Genomic DNA, 22,982 nt, shown 5'->3' with positions numbered 1-22,982 from the left:
GCCGCGATGGAGTTACGCTTTGGTAGTGTCGGTCACGCACAACGGACAGCTCGCGACACCGCAGAGGATGGAGATCGTCTTGACGAACTTCCATGACGTCGAGCTGTTGAAGGGGCTGAAAACTGAGGTGTTAGAGAGCTTTTCGAGACTTCTCGACACGAGAAGGTTCGCAGCCGACGCGGTCGTGTACGCCGAGGGAAGCCCGGCAGAGCGCGTCTATCTCATGATCTCGGGGCGGGTGAAACTCGTACGCTTCCGATCAGGCCGAATCGATAGCATCCTTGGTGTTCCAGGACCCGGCGACCTCCTCGGTGATCTGTCCATCTTCGAGTACTCGTCGCAACCGATGACGGTAATAACGAAGAAATCGTGCGAGATAGCCATCTTGTCAGCCAGCGACATGCGCGAATGGTTGGAGACCTATCCCGAGGCGATGAGCCGGTACATCCGAGTACTTCATTCTCGGTTGCACGTGGCAATCGACTCGCACCATGACATGTTCGGTCTCGATGTCGCGTCGCGTGTGGCGAGTGCGCTGCTGAACGAGGCGAGCCGGTTCGGTTTGCGCACCGAGCACGGTCTACTCGTGACATGGGGTCTGACACACGAGGAACTGGCACTGCATGTTCGTGCGACGCGTGAGCACGTTAGCAAGGTCATGACGCGCTTTTCCCGCCAGGGGTGGATCAGGAAAATCGGGGCTGATCTCGCAATCTTGGACGAATTGTCACTGATGCAATGCGCCGGCAGAACCGGCAGACTCTGATCGAGGTGGGCGGTGCGGCGACGCGCGACGCATCGCCCACGCGACGAACTGAACAGCTAGAAAAATGGCCATCGTTCAGGATTGAACCGGAACGAATCCCAGTGCTCTTTCAGTAGGCCGTTCTCGAGCTCGAAGATATCGACCAGCATTCCGCTATCTCGAATCTCCTGGCGTACGACGAAGTTATCACTCGCGATCACGTTGACTCTTGCCGATCGCTCAGGATCGTTGTCGGGCAACGGAATCGCATTTTCAAAGAACTCCCGGAATCCCGCACGGCCTTGCGGCACCAATGGATTATGTTGACGGTAGTTCTCGGCTATGAGTGTGTCGATACGTCCGAGGTCTGCCTGTTGTCCGTAGATGAGGTCGAAAACATCTTGAACGACCTGCTTGTTGCGTTCGTCTTGTTCGGTCATGTACTTACCTCTCGCCGTCCGAATGTCGTGTTGCAGCAATGAACATCGACCTACAGACCCGGTGGCCGTTCGGTGCCTGGATTAGGGTTGAAAGCGTCCCAGTGCTCATGCAAGAGACCATTCTCGACTCGGAAGATATCGAGAAGTACTCCGTGATAACGGATCTCCATACGAACGACCATGTTCCCGCTGGCTATGTACTTCACCTCGACGGTGCCGTCGGCATCGAGGTAGTCCGGAACGGGATTTTCCGACGTATTGGGCGTACGCATGATGTGAGGAAAGAAGTCCTGCAATCCGTCGCGCCCATCTCCAGCCATTGGATTGTGCTGGATGTAACCCTGCTCAACGACGACCTCATCAATCACGCGCCGCGCTTCCTCCCGGGTACCGTCGAGGGCGTCGAAAAGTTTCTTGACTACCTCTATGTTTTGTTCGGCACGGTCGAGATGAGTATTCTCACTCATGGAATCTCCGATTTCTTGTTTTTCGAATGCGTTCAACGCTCGCAGAATTCGGTGCTGAAGGATGCGTTCGGTCGTTTCCACGATGAAACTCTGACCGTGGACGAGGCGCCAGCAAAGTGTGAACTATTTCACGGGGCGCACAGTCGTTGCGGCTTCAACTCTGCGCAACCCGTCGGTCCGTGAGGTTGCGGCCGCAGTCCGTTCTCTCACCGTTGTAGGTCCGTACTTGAGGCGATGCCACTTCAGCACATTGTGGGCCTCGTCCGAGTGTCTACGATCTTACGATGGAGCCAAGTGCGCTGCGGCAATGGCAATTCGCTCAGTCCAGGCCAAGTGTCCTGACCAAGTCGAGCATGTCGGCGCGGTGGAGGGCGGCGGGGTTGCCTGCGACTGGGTGGATGTGGCCGTCGACTTCCAGGGCGACGAGACCGTGAATCCGGCCCCAAACACGCAGCGCGAGTGCTGCTGCGGCGGGCGGTACGTCCGGAAGGTCGGCTTGGATCTTCGCGACGAATTCCGGGTGAAGATCGGACCAGGAAGTATCTTCCGGTTGCTGGTGCCGGACACGAGGCCATGCGATGGCAACGAGGCGGGTGAGTTCCCGGCATACGCGACGTGCTGTTTGGTCCACTGGGCCGTTGTCGGGGGGCTGGTAGCCGGGTATGGGTAAGCCGTAGAAGAGTCGGAAGCTCTCCGGGTGGGCGAGTGCCCATTCTCTAAGGGCTTGGCCCCAGGCCATCAGTCTTCCTCCGGGGTCGGTGTGGGGCACGGCGTTGATGCCCGTTTCCAGTGCCTCGCCAAGTGATGCTGCGATTCCGCTGATGACGGCGGTAATGAGGTCGTCTCGGGTGGGGAAGTAGCTGTAGATCGCACGTGCGGTCATGCCCATCTCACGAGCGATCCCCCGAAGAGAGATCGCTCCTGCCCCGCCCTCGGCTAATTGCTGTAGCGCGATGGTCATGATCTCTTGGGTCGCTTCGATCCGTATTCGCTCTCTACGGCTGGTCATGTCTGGCGATGGCCTCTTCCCGTCGTTGTGCACCTTTGCAAAGTTACAGGGATGCATTACTCTTCGACGTGTCATTACTACACGCCGTGTCCAATTGGATGGAGAAATCTCATGCCCGCTTACGTCATCGTCAACTTTGACGTGCTTGACGAGGAGGCTGGTGCGGCCTACGCAACCGCTGCCCAACAATCCATACTGAGTCACGGGGGCCATCATCTGGTCGCGGGACCTGCACCGAAGCCCGCCGAAGGGGTCTGGGGCTCTTCCGGGTTCGCGGTCATCGAGTTTCCCAACATGGCCAGGATCCGGGAATGGTACGACTCTCCCGAATATCTGCGGGCCAGAAATATTCGAGAAGGTAAAGCTCGCGTGAGCATGATGTTTGTGGAGGGCATCTCACCTGACGGGTTCTCCCCCTCGCCCTAGCTCTGCTGAGTTTGGCGGGACGGGGCAGAGATCCGCTATCCGCTGCCGGAGGTAGTTGAAACGATCAGATAGGAGTACTGAGATCGTGCTTTAGTGCAGTGGTCTTGACCCCCCAGGGAGTGGTCCGCAGGCTATGAGAATCCTTCCGCCCCGATCAAGGGGCATGAAAGGCTCATCTCATCGCTGGATGTAAACGACATACGCCCGAACAGATCATCCGCAAACTGCGCCGCAGCGACGAACTCGCCGCCACAGCCACCGACGTCGAGGAAATCCCGACCACTCGACGTGTCCGTGTCGACGCTTTACAACTGGCGTAGGCAGTATGGCGGTATGAAGGCCGACGACGCCAGCGCTCAAGGAACTCAAGAACGAAAACGCCCTGCTCAATAAGCTCCTCGCCGAAGCCGAACTCGAAATGGCTGCGTTCAAGGAGATTGCTCAGGGAAATGCTGAGCCCGACCTCCAAACGGAACGCCGTGACGAAGCTCCAGGAAACGATAGGGCTCTCACAGTCTCGCCTGCAAAATCGTCGGGCAGCCGCGTTCCACCCAACGCAAGGAAGTCAAGAAAGTAGCGAGAAACACCCCGGACGATCCGGACACGGATCTGCGGAAGTGGTTGCGAGCCCGGACCAAACCAACCAACGAAAAAGGGGCTCAACGTGCGTGGGCGGATCTACAGGCCGCCGGCTGGGCATCCACAAGAAGAAGGTTCAGCGCCTCTGGCGCGAGGAAGGATTGCGGGTGAAGGTCCGCACGACCCGTAAACGAACCGGCGCCGGGCCACTTCGATCACCGAGGCAACCGCGCCGAAAGGCTTGTGGGCGATCGACTCCCAGTTAGATTCGACGGCGGACGGGAGGAAATTCTAGATCGGGTCGATGGACGACGCACACACCCGACAAGTCCGTACTCAACATCGCCGCAAGATCCATCCCAGCGAGGGTCTCGTCGCCGCCTTGGAGAAAACATTCGCACTCTGCGACGGCCCGACGTAAGTACTGCGGTGCGACAATGGACCCGAGTTCATCTCCGTGGCGTTGCGGACGTTCTGCGAGGACCGACTGAGAATCGGACATGTTCCACCTGATCAGCCATGGAAGAACGGGTACATCGAATCCTTCAACACCCATGTTCGCGACGAGTGCTTGAACATGAACGAGTTCCTCAGCGTCTCCTCGAAGCCCGGCTGGTCATCGAGGGCTGGAAGGAGGACTACAACAACCGGCATCGCCATTCATCGCTGGCGTACCGAACTCCGAATGAGTACGCTGCCAGCTGTCTTCACACGCATAGATTCGCTATAGCGAGTGGCTCACCAAAAGGACCCTACCAGGCTCATTGAGGGTGGGTAATAGTGACCACACCGCAAATCTTGTCGGGGTTCTTTGCCCTGCCCCGGGATGTGTACGACGTTGCCGATCTCAATAATAACCCCCGCATGTGGGGTGATTATTTCTGTATTACACTTTGTTCCCCTGATGTCGTGTGGACTCGCAGACCACTCCGTGGTGCTGGAGTTGGCAATCGCAATGCAAGATGCGAGGCGTTTCATTTTGGACAATAGATAGAAGCCCTGATCGCGGGTTCATTGCTTTATCGGCATCGGATGCGGCAGTTCAAGAACGATACAGTTCACCAACTAAAGTCTTCAGAACATCGGCATGGTTAAACCGCACTTTTCAACCGTCGTTACCTATACGTCCGGTTGTAATCTCCTGTCAGGGCTTGCAAAGTCGAACTGTCGCTACATACACAAGGTTGCGGCGTCGCGTGAGTTCTTGCGCGTCTGCGGACTGATTGTCGACGCTACCGGGCGTGACCCCCCAGGCAAACACGAGGCCGAAAATCAGGGTGATCAAATCTTCGGGATTCCAGTGCGCGGCGACGATGCCGTCGTCCTGAGCCTTGCGAATCGCAGCCCTCCTCGGGATCCAGCTGGGGTGCCCCTCCGATTGTCTCCTCATTCGCGGCCCCTCGCCCTGCAGTTGACCCCAGATCAGCATGCGCTGGATGTACGGCTTGCTGGTCATCGCGTCAAACAAATTGACAGCATGCTGCGGTATGTCGTCCGCCCATGCGACGGATTCCATGGCTTCGGCGAAGTCTGCGTCTAGCACAGCATGAAAGAGCGCCGCCTTGTTCCCGAAGTACGCGTAAAGTCGTTCCTTGCTGGCATTGCCGTTCTTCGCGATACGATCGATCCGCGCACCGGAAAGCCCGTGGGTGCCGAATTCTTTCAGTGCCGCATTGAGGATTCGCTGCTTTGTTGCGGTTATATCCTGAAGGGTCATAAAGACAGCATAACCTAATAAATTATTTTGTTTTAAGATTTAGAGATTGCTTGCTGCTCGTATCGATGATCGCTCCTAAGGACGAAAGTGGCGGAACGACAAAGTCTTCGGCGATCTCCAAGAAGTCGTCTGGTCTTGGGCCTTGTCGACGACTGCGGTGATCATCGCCGCGGCAGTCTCTTGGTACTCATCGGTGCGAAGTCGACCGTATCGAGCGCTGGAAACGGCGGAGAAGTAATTGTCCACGATCAGGGAACTTGCCGAGCTCGTTCGCGCACGAACGGCGTTGGTCCAAGCACGCACGGCGTCCTCGAATTGGTTGTGGATCATCTTGCCGAGCACTGTCCAGGCACGGCGAAGGTATTCCAAACTGACATACCAAGTCTCATTGGCATGTGGGCCGACTATCCCACCCTTCGGCGGCGCTCCTCGGTGAAGGTCGGATGCGCCAGTTCTGCCATCGAACAGCTACCGGGGCGACAGGTCAGCAGCCGAACTCATCTGGCCGCTCGGTGCAGGGCCCGTCGCCGTGAACCCCATCGCGCCGAGGATGCTTGAAGCGAAGCGTTCGCCATCCTTCGGATGCTCCCGGTGTTACCGAGATCGGTGAGATCCGTGATCTGCGCGCGTCAGAGTAGCCCTGAGGAACCGTCGTCAGCGTCGACGGCGCCGTCTCAGTCCTGGTCGGTTTACTCGCCACCGTCACCGCGCCGGCGGATACGTCGTCGTCATCGGTATGTCAGGACTGGGACCACTCGTATTCTTTGAGCAAGATGGGGATCTAGCGAAGGTCGCGCTGGTGCCCCAGCAAAAGGAAATTGCGATTGACTGTGCAGCGATTTGCTTGAGGGTTTCGATGTCATTGTCCTGGGCGTGCCGCTGGCCTTGTGTCACCCTCTCGCGGGCGAGCGATAGCCACGCGGGCAAAGGTCTCGCTGTTGATCGTTTCTGTGGGGCAATGTGACGGTCCGGATCTGCGGATCTCGTCCCGAGTTGCCCGTATGCACAAGATAGTGAAGGGGTGTGACAAATCCCTTCTCAAGAAGTGAAAATCATTCAGCTCCGGTATGCATCCAACAGTGGGGAGGGATAGTCGACGGTCGTGGGTAGGCAGACCGTCCTGCCGCGACACCATGCTCTGAAGCCTTGACCGCAGCCTCGGCCGCCGAAGGTGAACCATATTACCGGAGGCCAAGTGACGCCCGATGAGTACCGATGTTATGTCGGCATGCTTCGGGGCTGGGCCGCAGGGTCCGTGCTTCTCCTGATGATCAGTTCTGGTTCGAGCAGGACCGGCTCAGGGTTTTTGCCTGCGAGGACGTCAATCAACAGTCCGAGGGACCGCCGACCCATCTCGTGCATGGGGGACCTGACTGTGGTCAGTGGTACGGCTCCACCCTCCGCGAGTGGCGTGTCGTTGTAGCCCACCATCGCGACGTCGTCCGGCACGCGTATGCCCCTGTCGCGCAGCGCCCCGAAGGCGCCGAGGGCGGCGAAATCGTTCGTCGCGAAGATTGCTTCGGGAAGTGACCCCAAGGCCAATAGCTCCTCGATCGCACTACGACCGCCAGCGGGATCAAATCCCGAATAGACAATGCGGTCCGACGGTACATCGACACCGTTGTCGGCAAGAGCTTCCACGAGCCCACGCGTACGGTCGCGAGCAGTCGAGGCGAAGGGAAGCCCGGCGAGTACCGCGACGTCTCGTCGACCGGAATCAACGAGGTGCTGCCCGACGAGGCGGCCCCCCTTGACATCGTCGACAGTCGCTGAGGGGTAGTTGCCGGACCTTCGAGACGTCAAAGCAAACTTGAGACCGCGATCGTGGACCTCATCGAGGAACTCGTGGTCGAGGTGGGCGTCACCGTAGATCAATCCGTCGACGCGACGATCGATCATCATCTGAGTACGTGCACGTTGCAACTCCACGACGTCTCGAGAGTTCGTGACGAAAGTCGACAGACCCACTTCGGTCGCTGCTTCCTCGATGCCCTCGTAGATGGTGGCGAGGACGAAATCCTGCAGACGCGGTACCAGTACACCTATCAGGCCGGATCGTCGGGTCCGCAGGCTCGAAGCTTGAGGGTTCGGGGAGTACCCCGATTCCTCCGCATAGCTGCGGATGCGGGCGACGGTCGCCGGTGATCCCCAACGCATAGCCTCGTCGCCACGTGAGTTGAGGACTCGGGACACGGTCGACGTGCTGACACCGAGCTCGGTGGCGATCATGCGAAGCGTCAGCGGGCCTCGCCGCGCTGCCGTGGGTCGATTCTCCTCCGTGGTCACGAGCCGAGCCTACCGAACAGCCGCGTTGAGAAGTGGTTCACATAAATGTCTCATAAGCGCAACACAAACGATTGCGTCAAACGATTGTGTTGTGCTTCACTATTAGTCATGCAGTCACGAATCGCCGTCGTCGCCACTGGCGGTACCATCGCATCGACAACCACGAACGGGGGGGTCGTAGCCAGCCGCACGGCAGCTGCGCTCGTCGACGACCTTGCCGTCTCAGGGGTCTTCATCGAGACCGTCGACCTGATGACAGTGGGTTCGTACAACTTGACGTTCGAGCATCTGAGGCGCATCAGTGATTGCGTCGCCGGATTGCTTGCGCGTGAAGATGATCCTGTCGACGGCATTGTGGTCACGCACGGCACGGACACGCTCGAGGAAACGGCGATCCTACTCGATCTGGTGCATGACGACCCGCGTCCGATCGTGATAACCGGGGCCCAACGCGCCCACGACGCACTCGACGGTGATGGCCCCCGCAATCTTAGGGATGCGATCGACGTTGCAGCTTCCCCCAACGTGCGGGAGTTCGGCGTCCTCGTGGTGTTCGCTGGCGAAATCCTCGCAGCGCGGGGTACACGCAAACTGCACACCACGGCGCTCGCCGCCTTCGGTTCCACTGCGCATGGGGGTATTGGAACCGTTGGCGGCGGTCGAGTAGACATCGCGTCGGTTCCATGCCGCCCCAAGCCGCTGGCGAGGCCGACATCAGAATTCGACAGCACTCGCGTCGACCTCGTGGAGATGTACCTCGGCGCTGACGGCGTCCTCGTGAATGCGGCCGTTGCTGCAGGTGCTGCCGGAATCGTGCTCGCGGGCACCGGAATCGGCAATGCGAACAAGGCTGTTGTAAGAACTGTGGCCGATGCGCTCGCCGACGGCATCGTTGTGATTCTGTCCACCCGCGTGCCCGAAGGACCCGTCGCCGGTGTCTACGGCAACGGCGGCGGAGCCGACCTGGTTGCCGCCGGAGTTCCCGCAGCATCGGGACTGCCCGCAACTCAACTTCGGATTCTGTTGGCGCTTTGGATTTCTCAACGTCACGACCCATCCGAGGGACCTCAGTCCGCCATCGACATCTACTCAGACAACAAGGAGCTCTGACCTCATGGCCAAGGAAATTTTCGTCGCGTTCGGAATCGATGTCGACGCCGTCGGCGGTTGGCTCGGTTCGTACGGCGGTGAAAACTCGCCCAGTGACATCTCTCGCGGAGTCTTCGCCGGCGAGGTCGGCGTACCTCGACTCAACAACCTCCTGAAGAAGTACGACCTTCCGGCCACTTGGTTCTGGCCCGGCCACTCGGTGGAGACGTTCCCGGAGCAGTTCGACGCCGTCGTCGCATGTGGTCACGAGATCGGCGTCCACGGATACAGCCACGAGAACCCCATCGCGATGTCTCGCGAGCAGGAATCCGACATCCTCGACTACTGCCTCGATCTCATCACCACCCGGTCAGGTAAGCGTCCGACCGGTTACGTAGCGCCGTGGTGGGAGTTCAGCAAGGTCACCAACGAACTGCTCGTCGAACGAAAATTCACCTATGACCACTCGTTGATGCACCGGGACTTCGAGCCGTACTACGTGCGTGTCGGAAACTCCTGGACGGCCATCGACTACGACAAGCCCGCTGCCGAGTGGATGAAGCCCTACGTTCGCGGAACCGAGACTGATCTGGTCGAAATTCCGGCGAGCTGGTACCTCGACGACCTGCCTCCCATGATGTTCATCAAAGGCAGTCCTAACAGCCATGGGTTCGTCAATCCTCGTCACCTGGAGGAGATGTGGCGTGACCAGTTCGACTGGGTCTACCGGGAGAGTGAGTACGCGGTGTTCACCTTCACCATTCATCCCGATGTCGCTGGCCGGCCGCAGGTGCTTCTCATGCTCGAACGGCTCATCGAACACATCAACAAACACGACGGCGTGACCTGGGCGAACTTCGACACCATCGCCGAAGACTTCAAACGCCGCTCTCCCCGCGTCTGACTCGATCCCCCAGAACGCCACTTCGACAGAAAGCTTGGCCAATGTCCGAAACCATCCCTGCCCCTGCCCCGGGCCTGCGGCGCGTGACCGGTAAGGAAACCCGGCGCGCATCGGGAATCGCGTTCTTCGCGTGGACCGTTGCAGTGTACGACTTCATCCTGTTCGGCACCCTCCTCCCACGCATCGAAGAATCATTCGGCTGGACCACCAGCCATGCGCTTTTGGTCTCGACTCTCGTGAGTGTCGGCACCGCGGTCGTCGTTCTCCTCGTTGGACCGCTCGTTGATAAACTGGGCCGGCGCAAGGGCATGATTATCTCCGTTGCTGGCACCGCGGCGTCATCGGCGGCCACGGCCGCCACCGTCGGTGCAGCATCGCTGATCGGTGTCCGCGCGATCAGCGGGCTCGGACTCGCCGAGCAGTCGGTCAACGCAACCTATCTCAACGAACTCTACGAGCTGACCGAAGACGAAAAGATCAAGAAGCGGCGCGGCTTCGTCTACTCGATGGTCCAGACAGGCTGGCCCGCCGGCGCTCTACTCGCCGCCGGCTTCGTGGCAATCATCACCGCGGTCTTCGGAGTCGACTCATGGCGCGTCGCATTCCTGCTTGCGACCATCCCCGCAGTGATCGTCGCACTGATGTGCCGGACTCTGAAAGAGAGTCCCCAGTTCCAAGCCCAGCACTCGGTCAAACAATTACGCAAAGCCGGTAAAAACGAGGAAGCAGATGCGCTCTCGTCGAGCACCGCAACCATCGAGCAGACCGCAGCTCCGTTCAAGCGCATCTTCACCGGAAAACACCTGCGAAACACGGTTGTCTTCTCCTTTGCGTGGCTGTTCAACTGGTTCGCCATCCAGACCTTCTCGGTCCTTGGCACAACCGTGCTCGAGAAGGGAAAAGATATCGATGCGTCGAGCACGCTGATCCTCGTCGTCTTGTCCAACCTCGTTGCCGTCGCTGGCTACCTCGCCCACGGTTGGGCCGGAGACCGTTTCGGACGCCGACCGACCATCGCCGTCGGCTGGACACTGTCGGGGGTGTTCTTCGCTTCGATGCTGCTCGGACCGTCAAGCCAGATCTTCGTACTCGTCACGTACATGTTAGGGCTCTTCTTTCTCCTCGGCCCGTACGCAGCGATCCTGTTCTTCCAGGCCGAATGCTTCGACACCGACTGCCGCGCAACGGGTTCAGCATTCATCGGCGCCATGTCCCAGCCCGGTGCAATCATCGCCGGCTTCATTCTCACCGGTCTCACAGCCGCGTCCGTCGGGTACTCGACCGCAGCGCTGGCAGTGGGCGCCGTCGGCGCCGTATTATCCGCCGGCATCGTCTTGTTCGCCAAACCAGTGGACGACGACACCCCGTCGATCCCCTCGACCACAGCGGTTGGAGTTCGATCATGAGCGAGCAACCAGTCGCGATGATCACCGGCGCAGCCTCCGGCATCGGCGCCGCCACCGCAGCCTGCCTAGCCGGACGCGGCATACGAGTCGGCATCGGCACCTTCGCAGGCGACCCCCACGACCCCGAGGTCACCCTGCGTGAGGTCCACGACGCCGGCGGCGAAGGAATGATCGTCGAGGTCGACGTCCGTTCCACCGACTCCGTCGATGCGTTCGCCCAGACCCTGGTGTCCACATGGCAACGCCTAGACATCGCGGTCGCCAACGCAGGAATACTTCGTGAGGCATCCTTCCATTCGATGTCGGACGCGCAATGGCACACCATGATGGACGTCGATCTGCATGGCGTGATGAGAACAGCACGCGCCGGCCTGAGGCACATGCGCTCCGGAGGGTCGGTCACCGCGATCTCATCGATCGCGGGCGGCGTGTACGGCTGGCAAAACCATGCCCACTACGCGACCGCCAAAGCCGGGGTGATCGGCCTCGTACGGAGCCTAGCGGTGGAATACGGACCTCACGGCATCCGGGCGAATGCGATCATTCCCGGTCTCATCAGCACTCCGCAGTCGAACGACACAGTCAACTCCCTCGGCCCCGAAGGACTCGACCGCGCAGCCAACTACATCCCGTGGGGGCGCGTCGGACACCCCCGCGAAGTGGCCGACGTCGTCGCGTTCCTGTCGAGCCCGAAGGCCTCATATGTCAGCGGTCAAAGCATTGTCGTCGACGGCGCCCTGACCACAGCGATGCGGGACTGAAAGGACCGACTCATGACAGGGATGTTGGAAGGACACCGCGCGCTCGTGACGGGAGCGGCGTCCGGAATCGGCCGGGCGATTGCAGCTGCATTCGTGGCGCAAGGCGCGGTTGTGACGATCGCCGACCGCGACCCGAGCACACCCGACGCGGCCGACGATCTCGGTGCCGCCAGGGGGCTGGTGTTCAACGCGGCCTCGGAAGTCGACGTGAATCGGGTGATGAAACAGGTCGTGTCCGATGCCGGTGGGCTCGATATCCTGGTGTGCTCGCACGGAATCCTGACGCAATCTCACACCACCGACATGAGCGCTGTCATGTGGCGACAGACGATCGACATCGATCTGACAAGTGTATTTCTGCTCAATCGAGCCGCCCTACAACCCATGTTGACGCAGGGACGCGGGAGAATCATCAATATCGCGTCGCAGTTGGGCATCAAGGGTGGCATCTCTCTGGCGCACTATGCGGCGGCCAAAGCCGGTGTGATCGCACTGACGAAGTCGATCGCGTTGGAAACCGCACCGCGTGGTGTGCTGGCCAACGTGATCGCGCCCGGTCCGATCGAGACACCAATGGTCGACGCCATCGACAACGACTGGAAGCGAAACAAGCGAGCAGAACTGCCCCTCGGTCGATTCGGCACACCCGAAGAGATCGCGCCGACAGCCGTATTACTGGCATCCGAACCCGGCGGCAACCTGTTCGTCGGCCAGGTTCTCGGACCCAACTCCGGCGACGTGATGCCCTGATGTGCGGGGGATGCGCGGGCGCGCCGCTCGACTGGGCCGCAGCTCACGTCAGTGGCGTGCACGAACGAACCGCGGTCGCGCGACGGATATCAACAGTCCTGCGCCGAGACACCGTTCTCCCCATCACATCAGGGTGGACGGTAAACGGAGCCACCGGCTTCTCGGTGGTCTGCCGAACTTACGACGAGCTGATCCAGATCGTCAGCACACGGTCCGGCCGACCGATCCCCGAGGTCCGCGAGATTGGACTGGGGCTCGCAGGCAAGCGAACAACACAGTGACACAGATCATTCCACAGGTCGTTCTCGCTCTCTCATTTCGGAGGTATTCATGACACACGCAGCGACTTCGGTCGACACACTGTTCCAGACCGCGCGGTTGGGGCAAACCACACTATCCAACAGAGTGGCGGTAGCGCCGATGACTCGTGTCAGCGGTGATCCCGATGGCTCGGCGAACGAGAGGAACGCCGCGTACTACGAGGTGTTTGCCCGCGGTGGTTTCGGACTGCTCATCACCGAAGGTCTCTACCCCGACACCGAATACAGTCAGGGCTACCTGAATCAGCCGGGGCTGGCTACCGAGGCTCACGCACAGTCGTGGACGCCGGTGGTGGACCGCGTTCACTCGGCAGGCGCGAAGATCTTCGCCCAGCTCATGCACGCGGGAGCGCAGTCTCAGGGCAACCGCTACGCCGCTAGCTCCGTGGCTCCGTCCAAGGTACCCCCACGCGGTGAGCAACTCGGCTTCTACGGCGGTATCGGTCCATACCCTACCCCGCAGGCACTGACCGGATCCGATATCGTCGAAGTGCGGGCCGGATTCGCGCGCGCCGCTCGGAACGCGGTCAGAGCAGGCTTCGACGGCGTGGAAATCCACGGCGCGAACGGTTACCTACTCGACCAGTTCCTCACCGACTACATGAATCAACGCAACGACGAATACGGCGGATCGGTCGAGAACCGTATTCGATTCTTCTGCGAGGTGATCGCCGAAACGCGCGAGGCAGTCGGGACCGAACTCACGATCGGCGTGCGCATCTCGCAGTCCAAGGTCAGCGACTACGCACACAGGTGGTCCGGAGGTGAGTCCGATGCCGCCGTCATCTTCACAGCCCTCGCCGAAGCTGGCGTCGACTACGTTCACACCACAGAATACGACGCCACCGCTCCTGCGTTCCCGGACTCCGATCGGACGCTCGCCTCATTCGCCGCAGAACACTCCAAGTTGCCGGTCATCGCCAACGGACAGCTCGGCGATCCCGCCGCTGCCGCCTCGATGGTCGAGCAAGGATCTGCCGAGGTGGTCGCACTCGGCAAAGCGGCGCTGGCAAACCGGGACTGGGTACGTCGGGCACAACAAGCACAAGCTATCGAGACACACGTCGACAACTCGGTCTTCAATCCCATGGCCACCGTCAAGGATTGGGAACTTACGCTCTGACCACGTCTCGATGCCACCGAGTTGGGAGAACACGTAGAGGTTCGGACCTGAGGGCCGCCGGCGATCAGAGGCGCCGTCCCCCACACTACCGATTCCCGAGACCGGGCCTGCGGCAGACTTCGCTTTACAATCGAAACGGTAGTCAACGACGCTTTCAAAGAAACAGCTGATCACCAGGACGCGCCGTGCGGCTGATAGCGGGCGCAGTGGCGCGTCTCATCTGCTCGGGGCGGCAGATGTCGGTCGCAGTCCCGTAGCTGGGCGACGTAGGCGAGTTGGGTGTTCGCGAAACCCGCCGATCGATGCTGCTTTCACGCCTCCCTCCGCGCAATGGAGGGACCCGCTGCAGACTGGGTGTGGGCAAGATGGTCGCTCGCCGAATAAGCCAGGCCGAAATACCATGCGCACCAGAGGGAATGATGAGGATTGTCGCGGTCTGGAGATATTCTTCGTTGTGGTGACGACGCCGGTCCGGTCTTGCTTCGGTGGCTTGATTTTCAAGTCAGCCCGACCTCATTGCCGCGAGGTCGTGGCCCGCTACAGGCCTGCCTCGAAGTGCTCCTTCAGGGGCTACGCTGTCCGAACTCGATCAGAAGTACCGTTTGGGGCGACAACGACGTCGCCCGTCGGAATTGACATCTGTCGCTATGCCTATGTCGCTATACCTACCGTCGCAGATTATTACGAGATTGTCATCGGGGTCGATACCCACGCCGCCCACGCGCTGTGCGTCGTGACCGCCACAACCGGTGCCGCGGAAGGACAAAGCAAGTTTTCCTAAGTCCGGCGGGTCTTGAGCGGGCCCGCACGTGGTTTACCACGCAGAGCAGGTCAACAAGCCGCGCTCATCGTCATAAAAGGCATCAGCTCCTAGAGCCGGACTCTCCGATCCGTTCTTACGGCGGGATTCCCGGTAGCCGAACCCTCCGTGATGGGTTCGGCGGATCGGGGAGGAGCCGGTGAGTCCGACGATCTCGACGTCGCTCGCATCGCCCGGTCAGTTCTGTCCGTTGACATCGGTCGACTGCGCCGACCACGTGCGGACGGACCGCGAGTGGCGATGCGTGTCCTCTCGTGGTCGCCCGCGACAGATGCCGTTTGAGCGGACGCGCGCGGTCAATGCGTTGACGGCTTTGGTTCGCGTCGTCGAACTTGATGTGGATGCGCGAAAATCGTTGTCATGCAGTCAGATCAAGGTGATCGCACCCTTGCGGACCCGATCCGAGAGCGCCACCACTCCGACGTGCCGGGCAGAGGCCGTGCGACTAGCCAAGAGGATTCGGACGCTCGACTGGGAGCTGATTGACAATCGCAAGTCTCTCAACGCATCGGTCAAGACCAATGCGCCGGAACTTCACTGCCGCGGTCGGGGTGGGCGCAGTGGTTGCAGCGACTGTCCTGATCGCGTGGTCAAATGCAGGTCGGGTACGTTCGACAGGCCGCGTTTGCCTCGCTCGCCGGGACCTGCCCGGTCCCGATTTCATCGGGTAACACGGTGCGTTACAGGCTCACTCGCGGCGGTGACCGCCGTCTGAACAGAGCACTGACTGCCATCATCCGTCGTGAGGATGTGGGTTGATCCACAAACTCGCGCCTAGTCGAACGTCGACGAACCGAGGGCCGCACAACCAAGGAGATTATGCGATCCCTCAGTCACGAGGCAATTGCGGTGCGATTCAGGATGAGTAGGAGAAAGCGCACCTTGGAGCGGGCCGTCTCCAACTCGAGTTCGCGGAGGTGTTCCTGGTTCTACTGTTTGTCGTCGTGAATGTGGAAGCGTCGCTCGAGAAGTACGCGATGCGTCACTACCGCGCACTATGCATGTGGAACTCGAGGGTCTGGAATAGGTTTTCGAACGACGCGCGAGTATCAATCAGATCCGGATGTAGATCGGGTCGCGCTATCCGTAGAATGCAAGTTTACATTGGTCGACATGGGTACTTTCCTGCGGCCGTAGTTCTTCCCCGTTGGCTGTCGGGATTTGTGACGTGCATCTGCGAGTCGGGTTCAGAGTCAACGGATTCGACAGCCGCAGCAATCTAGTCGTCGGTAGGTCTCACGAACCGCGAGGGAGAGCTTTACAGGCGTAGCTGCTAGCGCGAGGAGCATTGTTCGTGGGTTCGGCAGAGGAAAACCCTCGAATTCGGTAGATGGATTCTTTTTGTGCGGAGGTGTCCTCTATTAACGGAACATATAACCCCGAGCGTCCCGACACGCCCCTATTCAAATCTGGTGACTTTCAAGTTAGCCCAACAATCACGAGCCTCGCTTTCGTCCGGACGAAGAACGAGCCGATGGGAAGCATGGACCCGCGATTAACGACAGTGTCCTCTCGGGTCAGGTAGAGCGGTGAGACAGTTGCTCGACCGCGTCGACGGCACCGCTGGTGATGGTGATGGTGATCCGGCTCGGCCGCGGATCGAGGGCGGAAACGATGGATCGAGTTCTGTGTCCGCAGGTCGCACGTGCACGTCCACGTGCACGTGACCACGGACACAAAACCCGACCCCTATCTCATCTGAAGGTGTTACCTGCAGAGGTCTTGCGCTTATTGTCCTTGCGGCTGATGTCCGAGCCGGAAGGTTCCGGACTGGCCGGTGGCGTGTCGTGCTGCGATGTATCCAAAGGTCATGGCAGGGCCGATATTGATGCCGCCGGCTGGGTAGTGGCCGCCCATGACATTCGACTGGTCAGACCCCACGGCGTAGAGGCCCTCTATCGGGGTGTTTGAATCGCCGAGCACGCGGGCAGAAGCATCGGTGACGGCTCCGGAGAAGGTGCCAAAGCTTCCGGGTAGGACTTTGACAGCGTAGAACGGACCATTTTCCAGTGGGGCGAGGGAAGGATTCGGGTAGGGGTTGTCCGGATCACCTGAGCCGCGGTTGAACAGTGTTGTGCCGCGAGAGTATTCGGGGTCTTGTCCGCGTCGGGCGTGTTCGTTGAACGAGGTGACTGTGGCTTGAAGTTGCTCGGAGTTGATGCCGCATTTGCGTGCCAGTTCTGCCAGGGTGCGCCCTTTCACTAGATATCCCGAGCGTACGTAGGGCCAGATAGGGATAGGGCGCGGTTTCGACATTCCTAACGGGTACAGGCGCTGGAAGCGGTGATCCGAGATCAACCAGGAGCACACTTCCTGCCCTTCTGGGACAGCGTCTATCATGGCGGTGGTGTAGTCGTGGTACCCGTTAGCCTCGTTGACGAACCGTTTTCCCGATGCCAATACGCCTATGACGCCGGGTTTTCCGCGATCCAGTATGTGCGGGAACACCCCGGTTTTGCCGTTGCGGTAGGGGACGAGTGAAACCGGACAGTATGCAACGGGTGAGGCGAGTGTGGTGTCCAGTCTGCCGCCGACCGATTCGGCGAGCGTGATTCCATCACCGGTAGCGGTGTCGGGGGCCAGCGTCCAATGCTCAAGCCCGGTGGGAGTGCGAGGGAAGTGCCTTTTCCGCATTTCGACGTTGCTCGGGAAGCCGCCTGTCGCGAGGATGACGCCCTGGTCGGCGCGGATGGCGATCGGCCCGTCCGGCCCGTCGAGGATTGCGCCTGTCACTGCTCCCGAGGGGTCGGTGGTCAGCCTTCGTGCCGGCGTCGAGACGCGGATGTCGACGCCGTATTCGTCTGCGGAGGTCAGCAGTCGCCCGATTAGAGCGGTGCCGTTGACCAACTGCATCCCTTTTCTCGCCGTCGCCAAGTCGACAATGTGCCGGCTCACGCGCCGCGCCGCGTGAGCGAACGCTTTCGGTGATCGGGTGGCATGGAGGAACGCCTGAAGGTCGGGCCCGGCCATGATTCCCATGCCGAGGAAGGAGGTTTCGTAGAGTTGCCACCGTAGTTTCGCCCGGACGGCTGCCGGGATCTTGTAAGCGTCGATCGGTCGAGGCGCCACGGAACGATGCCCTGTTCCGGCGCCGGGCGTGTCGCCGTGGATGTCGGCGATGGCTGTTCCGGCCACGAACTGCAGCCGGGTCTTGTCGTGAAAGAACCCCACCATCTGTGGTGCCTCGGTGAGGAAGGCGTCGACTTTGTCGGCGTCGAAGTTAGCCCCCAGTCGGTGCCGCAGGTAGGAGCGCGGTAATTCGATGTCTTCGTCGATGCCATCGGCAACTGCCAGAGGGTTACGCGGTGCCCACATCCATCCACCAGACCAGGCAGTCGCGCCGCCGCAGACGGCGGCTTTCTCAGCGACGATGACTTTCGCGCCGTGGTACGCGGCGGTGACCGCGGCAGCGAGTCCGCCGGCTCCGCCACCGATGACAAGGATGTCGCAGGAAAGGGTTTCGGTCATCGCTGTTGCCCGGTCCACTTGTACGACCACAGCCCGGTCGCAAGCGCCACAGCACTTGCCCCCGCGAGCAGGATCACGACCGGCGTCCAGTTACCGCTCTCGTCGAGCAGTGCCGTTGCGATCAGCGGCACGAACCCGCCGACAGCTCCGGCGACGGCGTATCCGAAACCTGCGCCACTGTAACGAATTCGGGCATCGAACATGTCGGTGAACCAGGTCTGTTGTACGGAGGTCGAGATGTTGTGCCCGAGGTTGATCAGGATGAAGAACCCGAGAATCATCATCGGCATCGATCCGCTGTCGAGGGCAGAGAAGAACGGGATGCCGGCAGCGGCAGCGCATAGTGGGCCGATGATGTAGAACCAGCGGGGCCCGAACCGGTCGGCCAGGAAACCCCAGAACGAGGTGGCTGGGACGGCGAGTACGAGTGCGACCATGGAGGCATTGAGCACACTGCTCGGCGGGGTGTCGGTGTAGTTTTTGACATAGACCAGCGAGAACGTGAAACCGATGTAGAACGTGCTCTGGTCGACCAGTCGCATGCCGATGATGGCAAGGATTTGCTTCGGACTCGTCTTCAAAGCTTCGAGTAGCGGTGCGGTTTGCTTCTTCTTCGCCTCCTCGATTTCTTCGAATACCTTCGATTCGGGTACGCCGCTGCGGATCCACAGCCCGACGAGTGCGAAGACGATGCTAATCAAGAACGGCAGACGCCAACCCCAGGTTTCGAACTGTCGATCTGTAGTCAGGTTTGTCACGAGTGAAAACGCCAATGTGCCCAGGAGCAGCCCGAGGAAGGACCCGATCTGCACTCCGCTGGCAAGGAAGTTGCGCTTGTTCTTCGGTGCGTTCTCGACCGCCATCAAGGCTGCGCCACCCCACTCGCCGCCCACGGCGATACCTTGTATCGCGCGCAGGCAGATCAAGAGGATCGGAGCTGCGATGCCGATGGCCGCGTAGTTCGGCAGCAGGCCGATTGCGGTGCTGGCCAGCCCCATGATCAAAATCGTGATCACCAGCATCTTCCGGCGTCCGACCCGATCTCCGAAATGCCCGAAGATCGCCCCACCGATCGGGCGGAAGACGAAACCAACCGCGAACGACCCCAACGAGGCGAGAGTGCCCACGGTCGGGTTCTCGGACGGAAAGAACATCGGCCCGAATACCAGGGCTGCAGCAGTCCCGTACAGGAAGAAGTCGTACCAATCGACGATCGCGCCGACGGTACTGGCCATCGCTGCGCGTCTGGACCCGGACGGCGCCGGTACGTGCGCTGCACTGTCGGCAGATTGTTGGCGTTGCTCGGCTGAATAGGGTTCCGAGGCTGGAACATTCGAAACAGTCATAAGGGTGGGGTTCTTTCGTGAAGGCCGGTGCCGGAATATGTGGGTTGCGGCACGAAGGGGCGCAGTGCTTCAATGACTACGTAGTCAAATGTGATTCACAGCATAAGTAGGACGTAGCTGTCCGTCAACTCCCATCTTCGAAGCGTCAAGGATTGCTCATGACCCGACCAATCGGGCTGGCCCATTTGTCAGCCCTTCAACTGCCGCCCCCCGACCTGGTCGATGCTGCGGCTTCTGCCGGATTCAGCTCCATCGGTGCCCGAGTTCACCCAGCCACGGCATCGGAAACTCGGTATCCCATGTCCGCGGGCTCCCCGATGATGAAGCAGACACTCGACCGTCTCCACGCCACAGGTTTGACCGTTTTCGACGTCGAAGTCTTTACTCTCGACGGACTGCGTGGGCGCAGCGAGTGGCTTCCAGTACTGGACGCCGGGGCGGCCCTCGGCGCCCGAGTTCTGAACGTAATCGGCAGCGACGAGAACACGCACCGCCTGACCAACACTTTGGGGGATCTAGTGCGCGACGCGCACGAGGTAGGCATCGTCGCGTCGATCGAGCCGATCTCGTACCAGCAGATCGACACATTCCACGCTGCGGTCAGCCTCGCTGCCGAGACTGACTGCGGGATCATGCTCGACGTCTTGCATTTTGTTCGCGCAGGCGGGTCGGTCAGCGACCTAGCCGCAGTCCCACATGGAGTAGTTCAAGTCATCCAACTGTGCGACGGTTTTGCCGCCGTCCCGCACCTGGAGGCCCCACTGCGCATGCCACTCGGGCAGGACACCAACGGATCCTCCCGTCAAATCGAATCGCGCGCGAAACGTCAAGTGCCCGGAGCCGGAGAGTTTCCGTTGTCGGAGATCCTGCGACAACTTCCCGGTGTCCCTGTCAGTGTCGAGGTTCCCGATGTCGTTTTCGTTGAATCGCATGGAATAGCAACACATTTGACCAAACTGATGGAAGCCGCAAAAGGCGTGGTTACCGCAGCCGAAGCCGACCGAACGGATGCCCTCCAATGACCAATGTAGCGACCACTCCCGCTGGCAAGCTCACCGCCGACCCCGCGACGTTCTACCCCGGCCGTTTCACCGGACGCGTCATTCTCGTCACCGGCGCCGCCGGCGGACTCGGATCAGCCGCGGTGGACCGCCTGGCCAACGAAGGAGCCACGGTTGTCTGCACCGATGTCACCGGTACTGGAGAGGGAATCTCGCGCGAAATCACGGCGCTCGACGTGACCGACCGTGCAGCCTGGGACACGGCCGTGGCAACGATAATGGCCACCCACGGGCGATTGGACGGTGCACTGTTCGCACACGGCATCCAAGGGCCGGAATCGTCGATCACGGACATGCCATTCGCCGGCTGGTCCAAGACACTGAGCGTCAACCTGGACGGGTGTTTCCATGGCCTCGCCGCAGTACTTCCCGTGCTTGCCAGCCAGGGTTATGGACGGATAGGCATCTTGTCCTCGATCTCGGCGAGGGAAGGTAATCCGTTCCAGGCCGCGTATTCCGCGTCAAAAGCCGCGGTGGTGTCCCTGGTCAAAACAGCGGCCAAAGAGGTGGCTGCACATAACGTCACCGTGAATGCCATCGCCCCCTCCATGATGCAGACCCGGCTGCTCGAAGACCTCAGCCCTGAGCGGAACGCTGCGCTCCTGTCCCGCGTCCCTATGGGCAGGGTCGGCACGACAGCGGAGTTCGCGGCGTTGGCGACTTGGTTGCTTTCGACAGAGGCCAGTTACGTCACCGGCCAGACCCTCGACCTCAGCGGAGGCCGAAACACCGCGTAACGTCGCTCACCGCACAGCCATCCCCGCCCGGCCCTTCCTGCGGATCGGAGACAGGAAGGGCCTGCTGGGGCATACCGTGCAGGGGATCCGCCCAATGGTGAAGGGCGAGACAGGCTGCGCTGTAACAAGTCAGAGCATGCGATCCGCGCCTCAGTGCAAAGACTCGACCGGTGAAATTCCGGTCGGCCAACAGTACAAGCGCGCTGCGGGGTCAGACGTTTATCACCGCGCCGGCCCGCAGAACTCAGGCGGCGACAACTACGTCGACAGCAAAGAATCGTCTGAGTCCTGGCTGATCCCAACGTCTTATGCCGGTTCTCATCGGCCGTAATCGGTATCTCCTCAGAACCTGACATCGCCGCAGGTATGATCCTCACGTGGTCACCAGTGTCGATATCGCCGCCCGCTTGGGCCTGAGCCAGTCGACGGTCTCACGCGTCATGCGCGGAGATCCGGCCGTTGCCGAGAGAACCAGTAAGCGAGTTCTCGCCGCGGCTCGGGAACTGGGCTACGTACCGAACTCGGCAGCCCGCAGTCTGGTCACCAGGCGAGCGCGAGCCATCGGGGTTGTGGTTGCAGATCTGACATCGCCGTTCTATCCGACGGTGGTCGACGCTATCCAGCACAGGCTCAGCGAAAAAGGGTATCGCCTAGCTCTTATTCGCGACCCCGACGTCCCCGAAGGGATCGACAGCGTAGACGTGCTTGACCCGGCAACCGTAGATGGCATGGTCTTCGTCTCCGCCCGCCGAGAGTCTCGCACAGTGCGCAGAGTGCTCGAACGGAACACCCCGGTAGTGCTTCTGAGCCGTGATGATCCCACTCTTTCTCTCGAAGTGGTCCTCTCCGACGACGAAGATGCCGGCGAGTTGGTGATCGACCATTTGACCGCACTGGGCCATCGCGACATCGCGATATTGTCGGTGCCCCGCGACCGCACCAATGGTGCAGCCCGCGAAGACGGCGCCAGGAGAGCGCTCGAACGCCGCGGGATCGCCCTGCGCAGCGAATACCTTCGGCGAACAACAACGACTCACGAGCACGGTGTGGAAACCGCAACATCCTTGTTGTCCATGGCGCACCCGCCGACAGCTATCTACTGCGTCACAGACGAATTGGCGTTCGCAGTATTGGATGCAGCCGCGCGTCTCGGAGTGCCCGTACCTGACGAGCTATCGGTGGTCGGCTTCGACGATTCCCCGCAAGCACGGTGGGCAATGATCGACCTCACCACTATTCGTCAGCCAATCGAAGACATGGCCACCGAGGCGGTCCAACTTCTACTTGCGAGGTTGGACGACAATGCAATGGAGCAGCCCGGAAAACGGGTCTTTCCGGTCAGTCTCCAGGTTCGAGGTACCACGGGTCCAGCGCCGAGGTACAAATTACGGCCCTGACCTGCCAGCAGTAGGTCTCTGATGACACGCGTACTCCTTCGTGAAAGCATCAGCAATACACAAACAAGATCGTCACCCACTCCCTTCCAGCACTCATCGTCGTCCCATTCGAGAGCATGGCACCTGGTGAC

20 protein-coding genes and 1 pseudogene are annotated in these 22,982 nt (G+C 60.5%); 14 read left to right on the top strand and 7 right to left on the bottom strand.

Annotated features, from left to right (window positions below):
• Window positions 1-25: 25 nt before the first annotated feature.
• Complete coding sequence (locus H351_RS29650) at window positions 26-766, top strand: Crp/Fnr family transcriptional regulator (protein ID WP_029256941.1); 741 nt, start codon at window positions 26-28, stop codon at window positions 764-766.
• A 56-nt stretch (window positions 767-822) separates the two neighbouring features.
• Here H351_RS29650 and H351_RS29645 read toward each other — a convergent pair whose 3' ends face one another.
• The 3 genes from H351_RS29645 to H351_RS29635 all read right to left on the bottom strand — a co-directional run bounded on the left by H351_RS29645 (window position 823) and on the right by H351_RS29635 (window position 2,661).
• Window positions 823-1,185: a nuclear transport factor 2 family protein gene (locus H351_RS29645; RefSeq protein ID WP_029256942.1), complete on the bottom strand. Its 363-nt coding sequence runs from the start codon at window positions 1,183-1,185 to the stop codon at window positions 823-825.
• Between the two features lie 50 nt (window positions 1,186-1,235).
• Entirely contained in the window at window positions 1,236-1,733 is a 498-nt protein-coding gene (locus tag H351_RS31990; RefSeq protein WP_144440154.1) for a nuclear transport factor 2 family protein, read from the bottom strand.
• A gap of 238 nt (window positions 1,734-1,971) precedes the next feature.
• Complete coding sequence (locus H351_RS29635; protein WP_029256944.1) at window positions 1,972-2,661, bottom strand: TetR/AcrR family transcriptional regulator; 690 nt, start codon at window positions 2,659-2,661, stop codon at window positions 1,972-1,974.
• A gap of 111 nt (window positions 2,662-2,772) precedes the next feature.
• Here H351_RS29635 and H351_RS29630 point away from each other — a divergent pair, with 111 nt between their 5' ends.
• The 3 genes and pseudogenes from H351_RS29630 (at window position 2,773) to H351_RS33000 (ending at window position 4,434) form a co-directional block, all read left to right on the top strand.
• Window positions 2,773-3,087, top strand: coding sequence for a DUF1330 domain-containing protein (locus tag H351_RS29630; protein ID WP_029256945.1), 315 nt, complete (start codon window positions 2,773-2,775; stop codon window positions 3,085-3,087).
• A 153-nt stretch (window positions 3,088-3,240) separates the two neighbouring features.
• On the top strand, window positions 3,241-3,480 hold the full coding sequence (locus H351_RS33005; RefSeq protein ID WP_081051226.1) for a transposase: 240 nt from the start codon (window positions 3,241-3,243) through the stop codon (window positions 3,478-3,480).
• A 643-nt stretch (window positions 3,481-4,123) separates the two neighbouring features.
• Window positions 4,124-4,434: pseudogene (locus H351_RS33000) on the top strand (integrase core domain-containing protein).
• Between the two features lie 376 nt (window positions 4,435-4,810).
• Here the strand turns inward: H351_RS33000 and H351_RS29620 are convergent.
• Together H351_RS29620 and H351_RS29610 are read right to left on the bottom strand one after the other, a co-directional pair.
• The gene (locus H351_RS29620; protein ID WP_029256947.1) at window positions 4,811-5,383 is read right to left on the bottom strand and encodes a TetR/AcrR family transcriptional regulator; all 573 of its coding nucleotides are present in this window, start codon (window positions 5,381-5,383) and stop codon (window positions 4,811-4,813) included.
• A gap of 1,218 nt (window positions 5,384-6,601) precedes the next feature.
• A complete protein-coding gene (locus H351_RS29610; RefSeq protein ID WP_029256949.1) occupies window positions 6,602-7,612 on the bottom strand; it encodes a LacI family DNA-binding transcriptional regulator in 1,011 nt (336 codons plus the stop codon).
• A 165-nt stretch (window positions 7,613-7,777) separates the two neighbouring features.
• Between H351_RS29610 and H351_RS29605 the strand changes: the two genes are divergently transcribed.
• The 7 genes from H351_RS29605 to H351_RS32995 all read left to right on the top strand — a co-directional run bounded on the left by H351_RS29605 (window position 7,778) and on the right by H351_RS32995 (window position 15,601).
• Window positions 7,778-8,779: an asparaginase gene (locus H351_RS29605; protein WP_029256950.1), complete on the top strand. Its 1,002-nt coding sequence runs from the start codon at window positions 7,778-7,780 to the stop codon at window positions 8,777-8,779.
• A 4-nt stretch (window positions 8,780-8,783) separates the two neighbouring features.
• Window positions 8,784-9,662, top strand: a complete 879-nt coding sequence (locus tag H351_RS29600; protein ID WP_029256951.1) for a polysaccharide deacetylase family protein — start codon at window positions 8,784-8,786, stop codon at window positions 9,660-9,662.
• Window positions 9,663-9,703: 41 nt separating this feature from the next.
• The gene (locus H351_RS29595) at window positions 9,704-11,068 is read left to right on the top strand and encodes an MFS transporter (RefSeq protein ID WP_029256952.1); all 1,365 of its coding nucleotides are present in this window, start codon (window positions 9,704-9,706) and stop codon (window positions 11,066-11,068) included.
• Window positions 11,065-11,829, top strand: a complete 765-nt coding sequence (locus H351_RS29590; RefSeq protein ID WP_029256953.1) for an SDR family NAD(P)-dependent oxidoreductase — start codon at window positions 11,065-11,067, stop codon at window positions 11,827-11,829. The genes H351_RS29595 and H351_RS29590 overlap by 4 nt, the downstream gene beginning before the upstream one ends.
• 12 nt (window positions 11,830-11,841) lie before the next feature.
• Window positions 11,842-12,579, top strand: a complete 738-nt coding sequence (locus tag H351_RS29585) for an SDR family NAD(P)-dependent oxidoreductase (protein WP_029256954.1) — start codon at window positions 11,842-11,844, stop codon at window positions 12,577-12,579.
• A 330-nt stretch (window positions 12,580-12,909) separates the two neighbouring features.
• Window positions 12,910-14,022: an oxidoreductase gene (locus H351_RS29575; protein ID WP_029256956.1), complete on the top strand. Its 1,113-nt coding sequence runs from the start codon at window positions 12,910-12,912 to the stop codon at window positions 14,020-14,022.
• A 1,414-nt stretch (window positions 14,023-15,436) separates the two neighbouring features.
• A complete protein-coding gene (locus H351_RS32995; protein WP_081051224.1) occupies window positions 15,437-15,601 on the top strand; it encodes a transposase in 165 nt (54 codons plus the stop codon).
• 969 nt (window positions 15,602-16,570) lie between these two features.
• Here H351_RS32995 and H351_RS29565 read toward each other — a convergent pair.
• On the bottom strand, window positions 16,571-18,310 hold the full coding sequence (locus H351_RS29565) for an FAD-dependent oxidoreductase (RefSeq protein WP_051636545.1): 1,740 nt from the start codon (window positions 18,308-18,310) through the stop codon (window positions 16,571-16,573).
• The gene (locus H351_RS29560) at window positions 18,307-19,545 is read right to left on the bottom strand and encodes an MFS transporter (RefSeq protein WP_158510659.1); all 1,239 of its coding nucleotides are present in this window, start codon (window positions 19,543-19,545) and stop codon (window positions 18,307-18,309) included. Before H351_RS29560 ends, H351_RS29565 begins: the two co-directional genes overlap by 4 nt.
• A gap of 269 nt (window positions 19,546-19,814) precedes the next feature.
• On the opposite strand from H351_RS29560, the gene H351_RS29555 reads away from it, so the two are divergent.
• From H351_RS29555 to H351_RS29545, 3 genes are all read left to right on the top strand, one after another.
• Entirely contained in the window at window positions 19,815-20,678 is an 864-nt protein-coding gene (locus tag H351_RS29555; protein WP_051636546.1) for a sugar phosphate isomerase/epimerase family protein, read from the top strand.
• Window positions 20,675-21,454, top strand: coding sequence for an SDR family NAD(P)-dependent oxidoreductase (locus H351_RS29550; protein ID WP_051636547.1), 780 nt, complete (start codon window positions 20,675-20,677; stop codon window positions 21,452-21,454). The genes H351_RS29555 and H351_RS29550 overlap by 4 nt, the downstream gene beginning before the upstream one ends.
• Window positions 21,455-21,831: 377 nt before the next feature.
• Window positions 21,832-22,851: a LacI family DNA-binding transcriptional regulator gene (locus H351_RS29545; protein WP_029256961.1), complete on the top strand. Its 1,020-nt coding sequence runs from the start codon at window positions 21,832-21,834 to the stop codon at window positions 22,849-22,851.
• Window positions 22,852-22,982: the final 131 nt, after the last annotated feature.

Source organism: Rhodococcus erythropolis R138 (assembly GCF_000696675.2).
Taxonomy (GTDB): Bacteria; Actinomycetota; Actinomycetes; order Mycobacteriales; family Mycobacteriaceae; genus Rhodococcus_F; species Rhodococcus_F erythropolis.
Note: the sequence above shows the minus strand (reverse complement) of the source record. Positions and strands in the feature narration are given on the sequence as shown.

Excerpts from the sequence above, each read along its gene's own strand:
- H351_RS29630 (WP_029256945.1), top strand. The coding sequence starts at position 2,773 with ATGCCCGCTTACGTCATCGTCAACTTTGACGTGCTTGACGAGGAGGCT.
- H351_RS29635 (WP_029256944.1), bottom strand. The coding sequence starts at position 2,661 with ATGACCAGCCGTAGAGAGCGAATACGGATCGAAGCGACCCAAGAGATC.
- H351_RS29605 (WP_029256950.1), top strand. The coding sequence starts at position 7,778 with ATGCAGTCACGAATCGCCGTCGTCGCCACTGGCGGTACCATCGCATCG.
- H351_RS29560 (WP_158510659.1), bottom strand. The coding sequence starts at position 19,545 with ATGGCCAGTACCGTCGGCGCGATCGTCGATTGGTACGACTTCTTCCTG.
- H351_RS29585 (WP_029256954.1), top strand. The coding sequence starts at position 11,842 with ATGACAGGGATGTTGGAAGGACACCGCGCGCTCGTGACGGGAGCGGCG.
- H351_RS29620 (WP_029256947.1), bottom strand. The coding sequence starts at position 5,383 with ATGACCCTTCAGGATATAACCGCAACAAAGCAGCGAATCCTCAATGCG.
- H351_RS29550 (WP_051636547.1), top strand. The coding sequence starts at position 20,675 with ATGACCAATGTAGCGACCACTCCCGCTGGCAAGCTCACCGCCGACCCC.
- H351_RS29645 (WP_029256942.1), bottom strand. The coding sequence starts at position 1,185 with ATGACCGAACAAGACGAACGCAACAAGCAGGTCGTTCAAGATGTTTTC.
- H351_RS29595 (WP_029256952.1), top strand. The coding sequence starts at position 9,704 with ATGTCCGAAACCATCCCTGCCCCTGCCCCGGGCCTGCGGCGCGTGACC.
- H351_RS29565 (WP_051636545.1), bottom strand. The coding sequence starts at position 18,310 with ATGACCGAAACCCTTTCCTGCGACATCCTTGTCATCGGTGGCGGAGCC.
- H351_RS32995 (WP_081051224.1), top strand. The coding sequence starts at position 15,437 with ATGCAGGTCGGGTACGTTCGACAGGCCGCGTTTGCCTCGCTCGCCGGG.
- H351_RS29555 (WP_051636546.1), top strand. The coding sequence starts at position 19,815 with ATGACCCGACCAATCGGGCTGGCCCATTTGTCAGCCCTTCAACTGCCG.
- H351_RS29600 (WP_029256951.1), top strand. The coding sequence starts at position 8,784 with ATGGCCAAGGAAATTTTCGTCGCGTTCGGAATCGATGTCGACGCCGTC.
- H351_RS29590 (WP_029256953.1), top strand. The coding sequence starts at position 11,065 with ATGAGCGAGCAACCAGTCGCGATGATCACCGGCGCAGCCTCCGGCATC.
- H351_RS29575 (WP_029256956.1), top strand. The coding sequence starts at position 12,910 with ATGACACACGCAGCGACTTCGGTCGACACACTGTTCCAGACCGCGCGG.
- H351_RS29610 (WP_029256949.1), bottom strand. The coding sequence starts at position 7,612 with ATGATCGCCACCGAGCTCGGTGTCAGCACGTCGACCGTGTCCCGAGTC.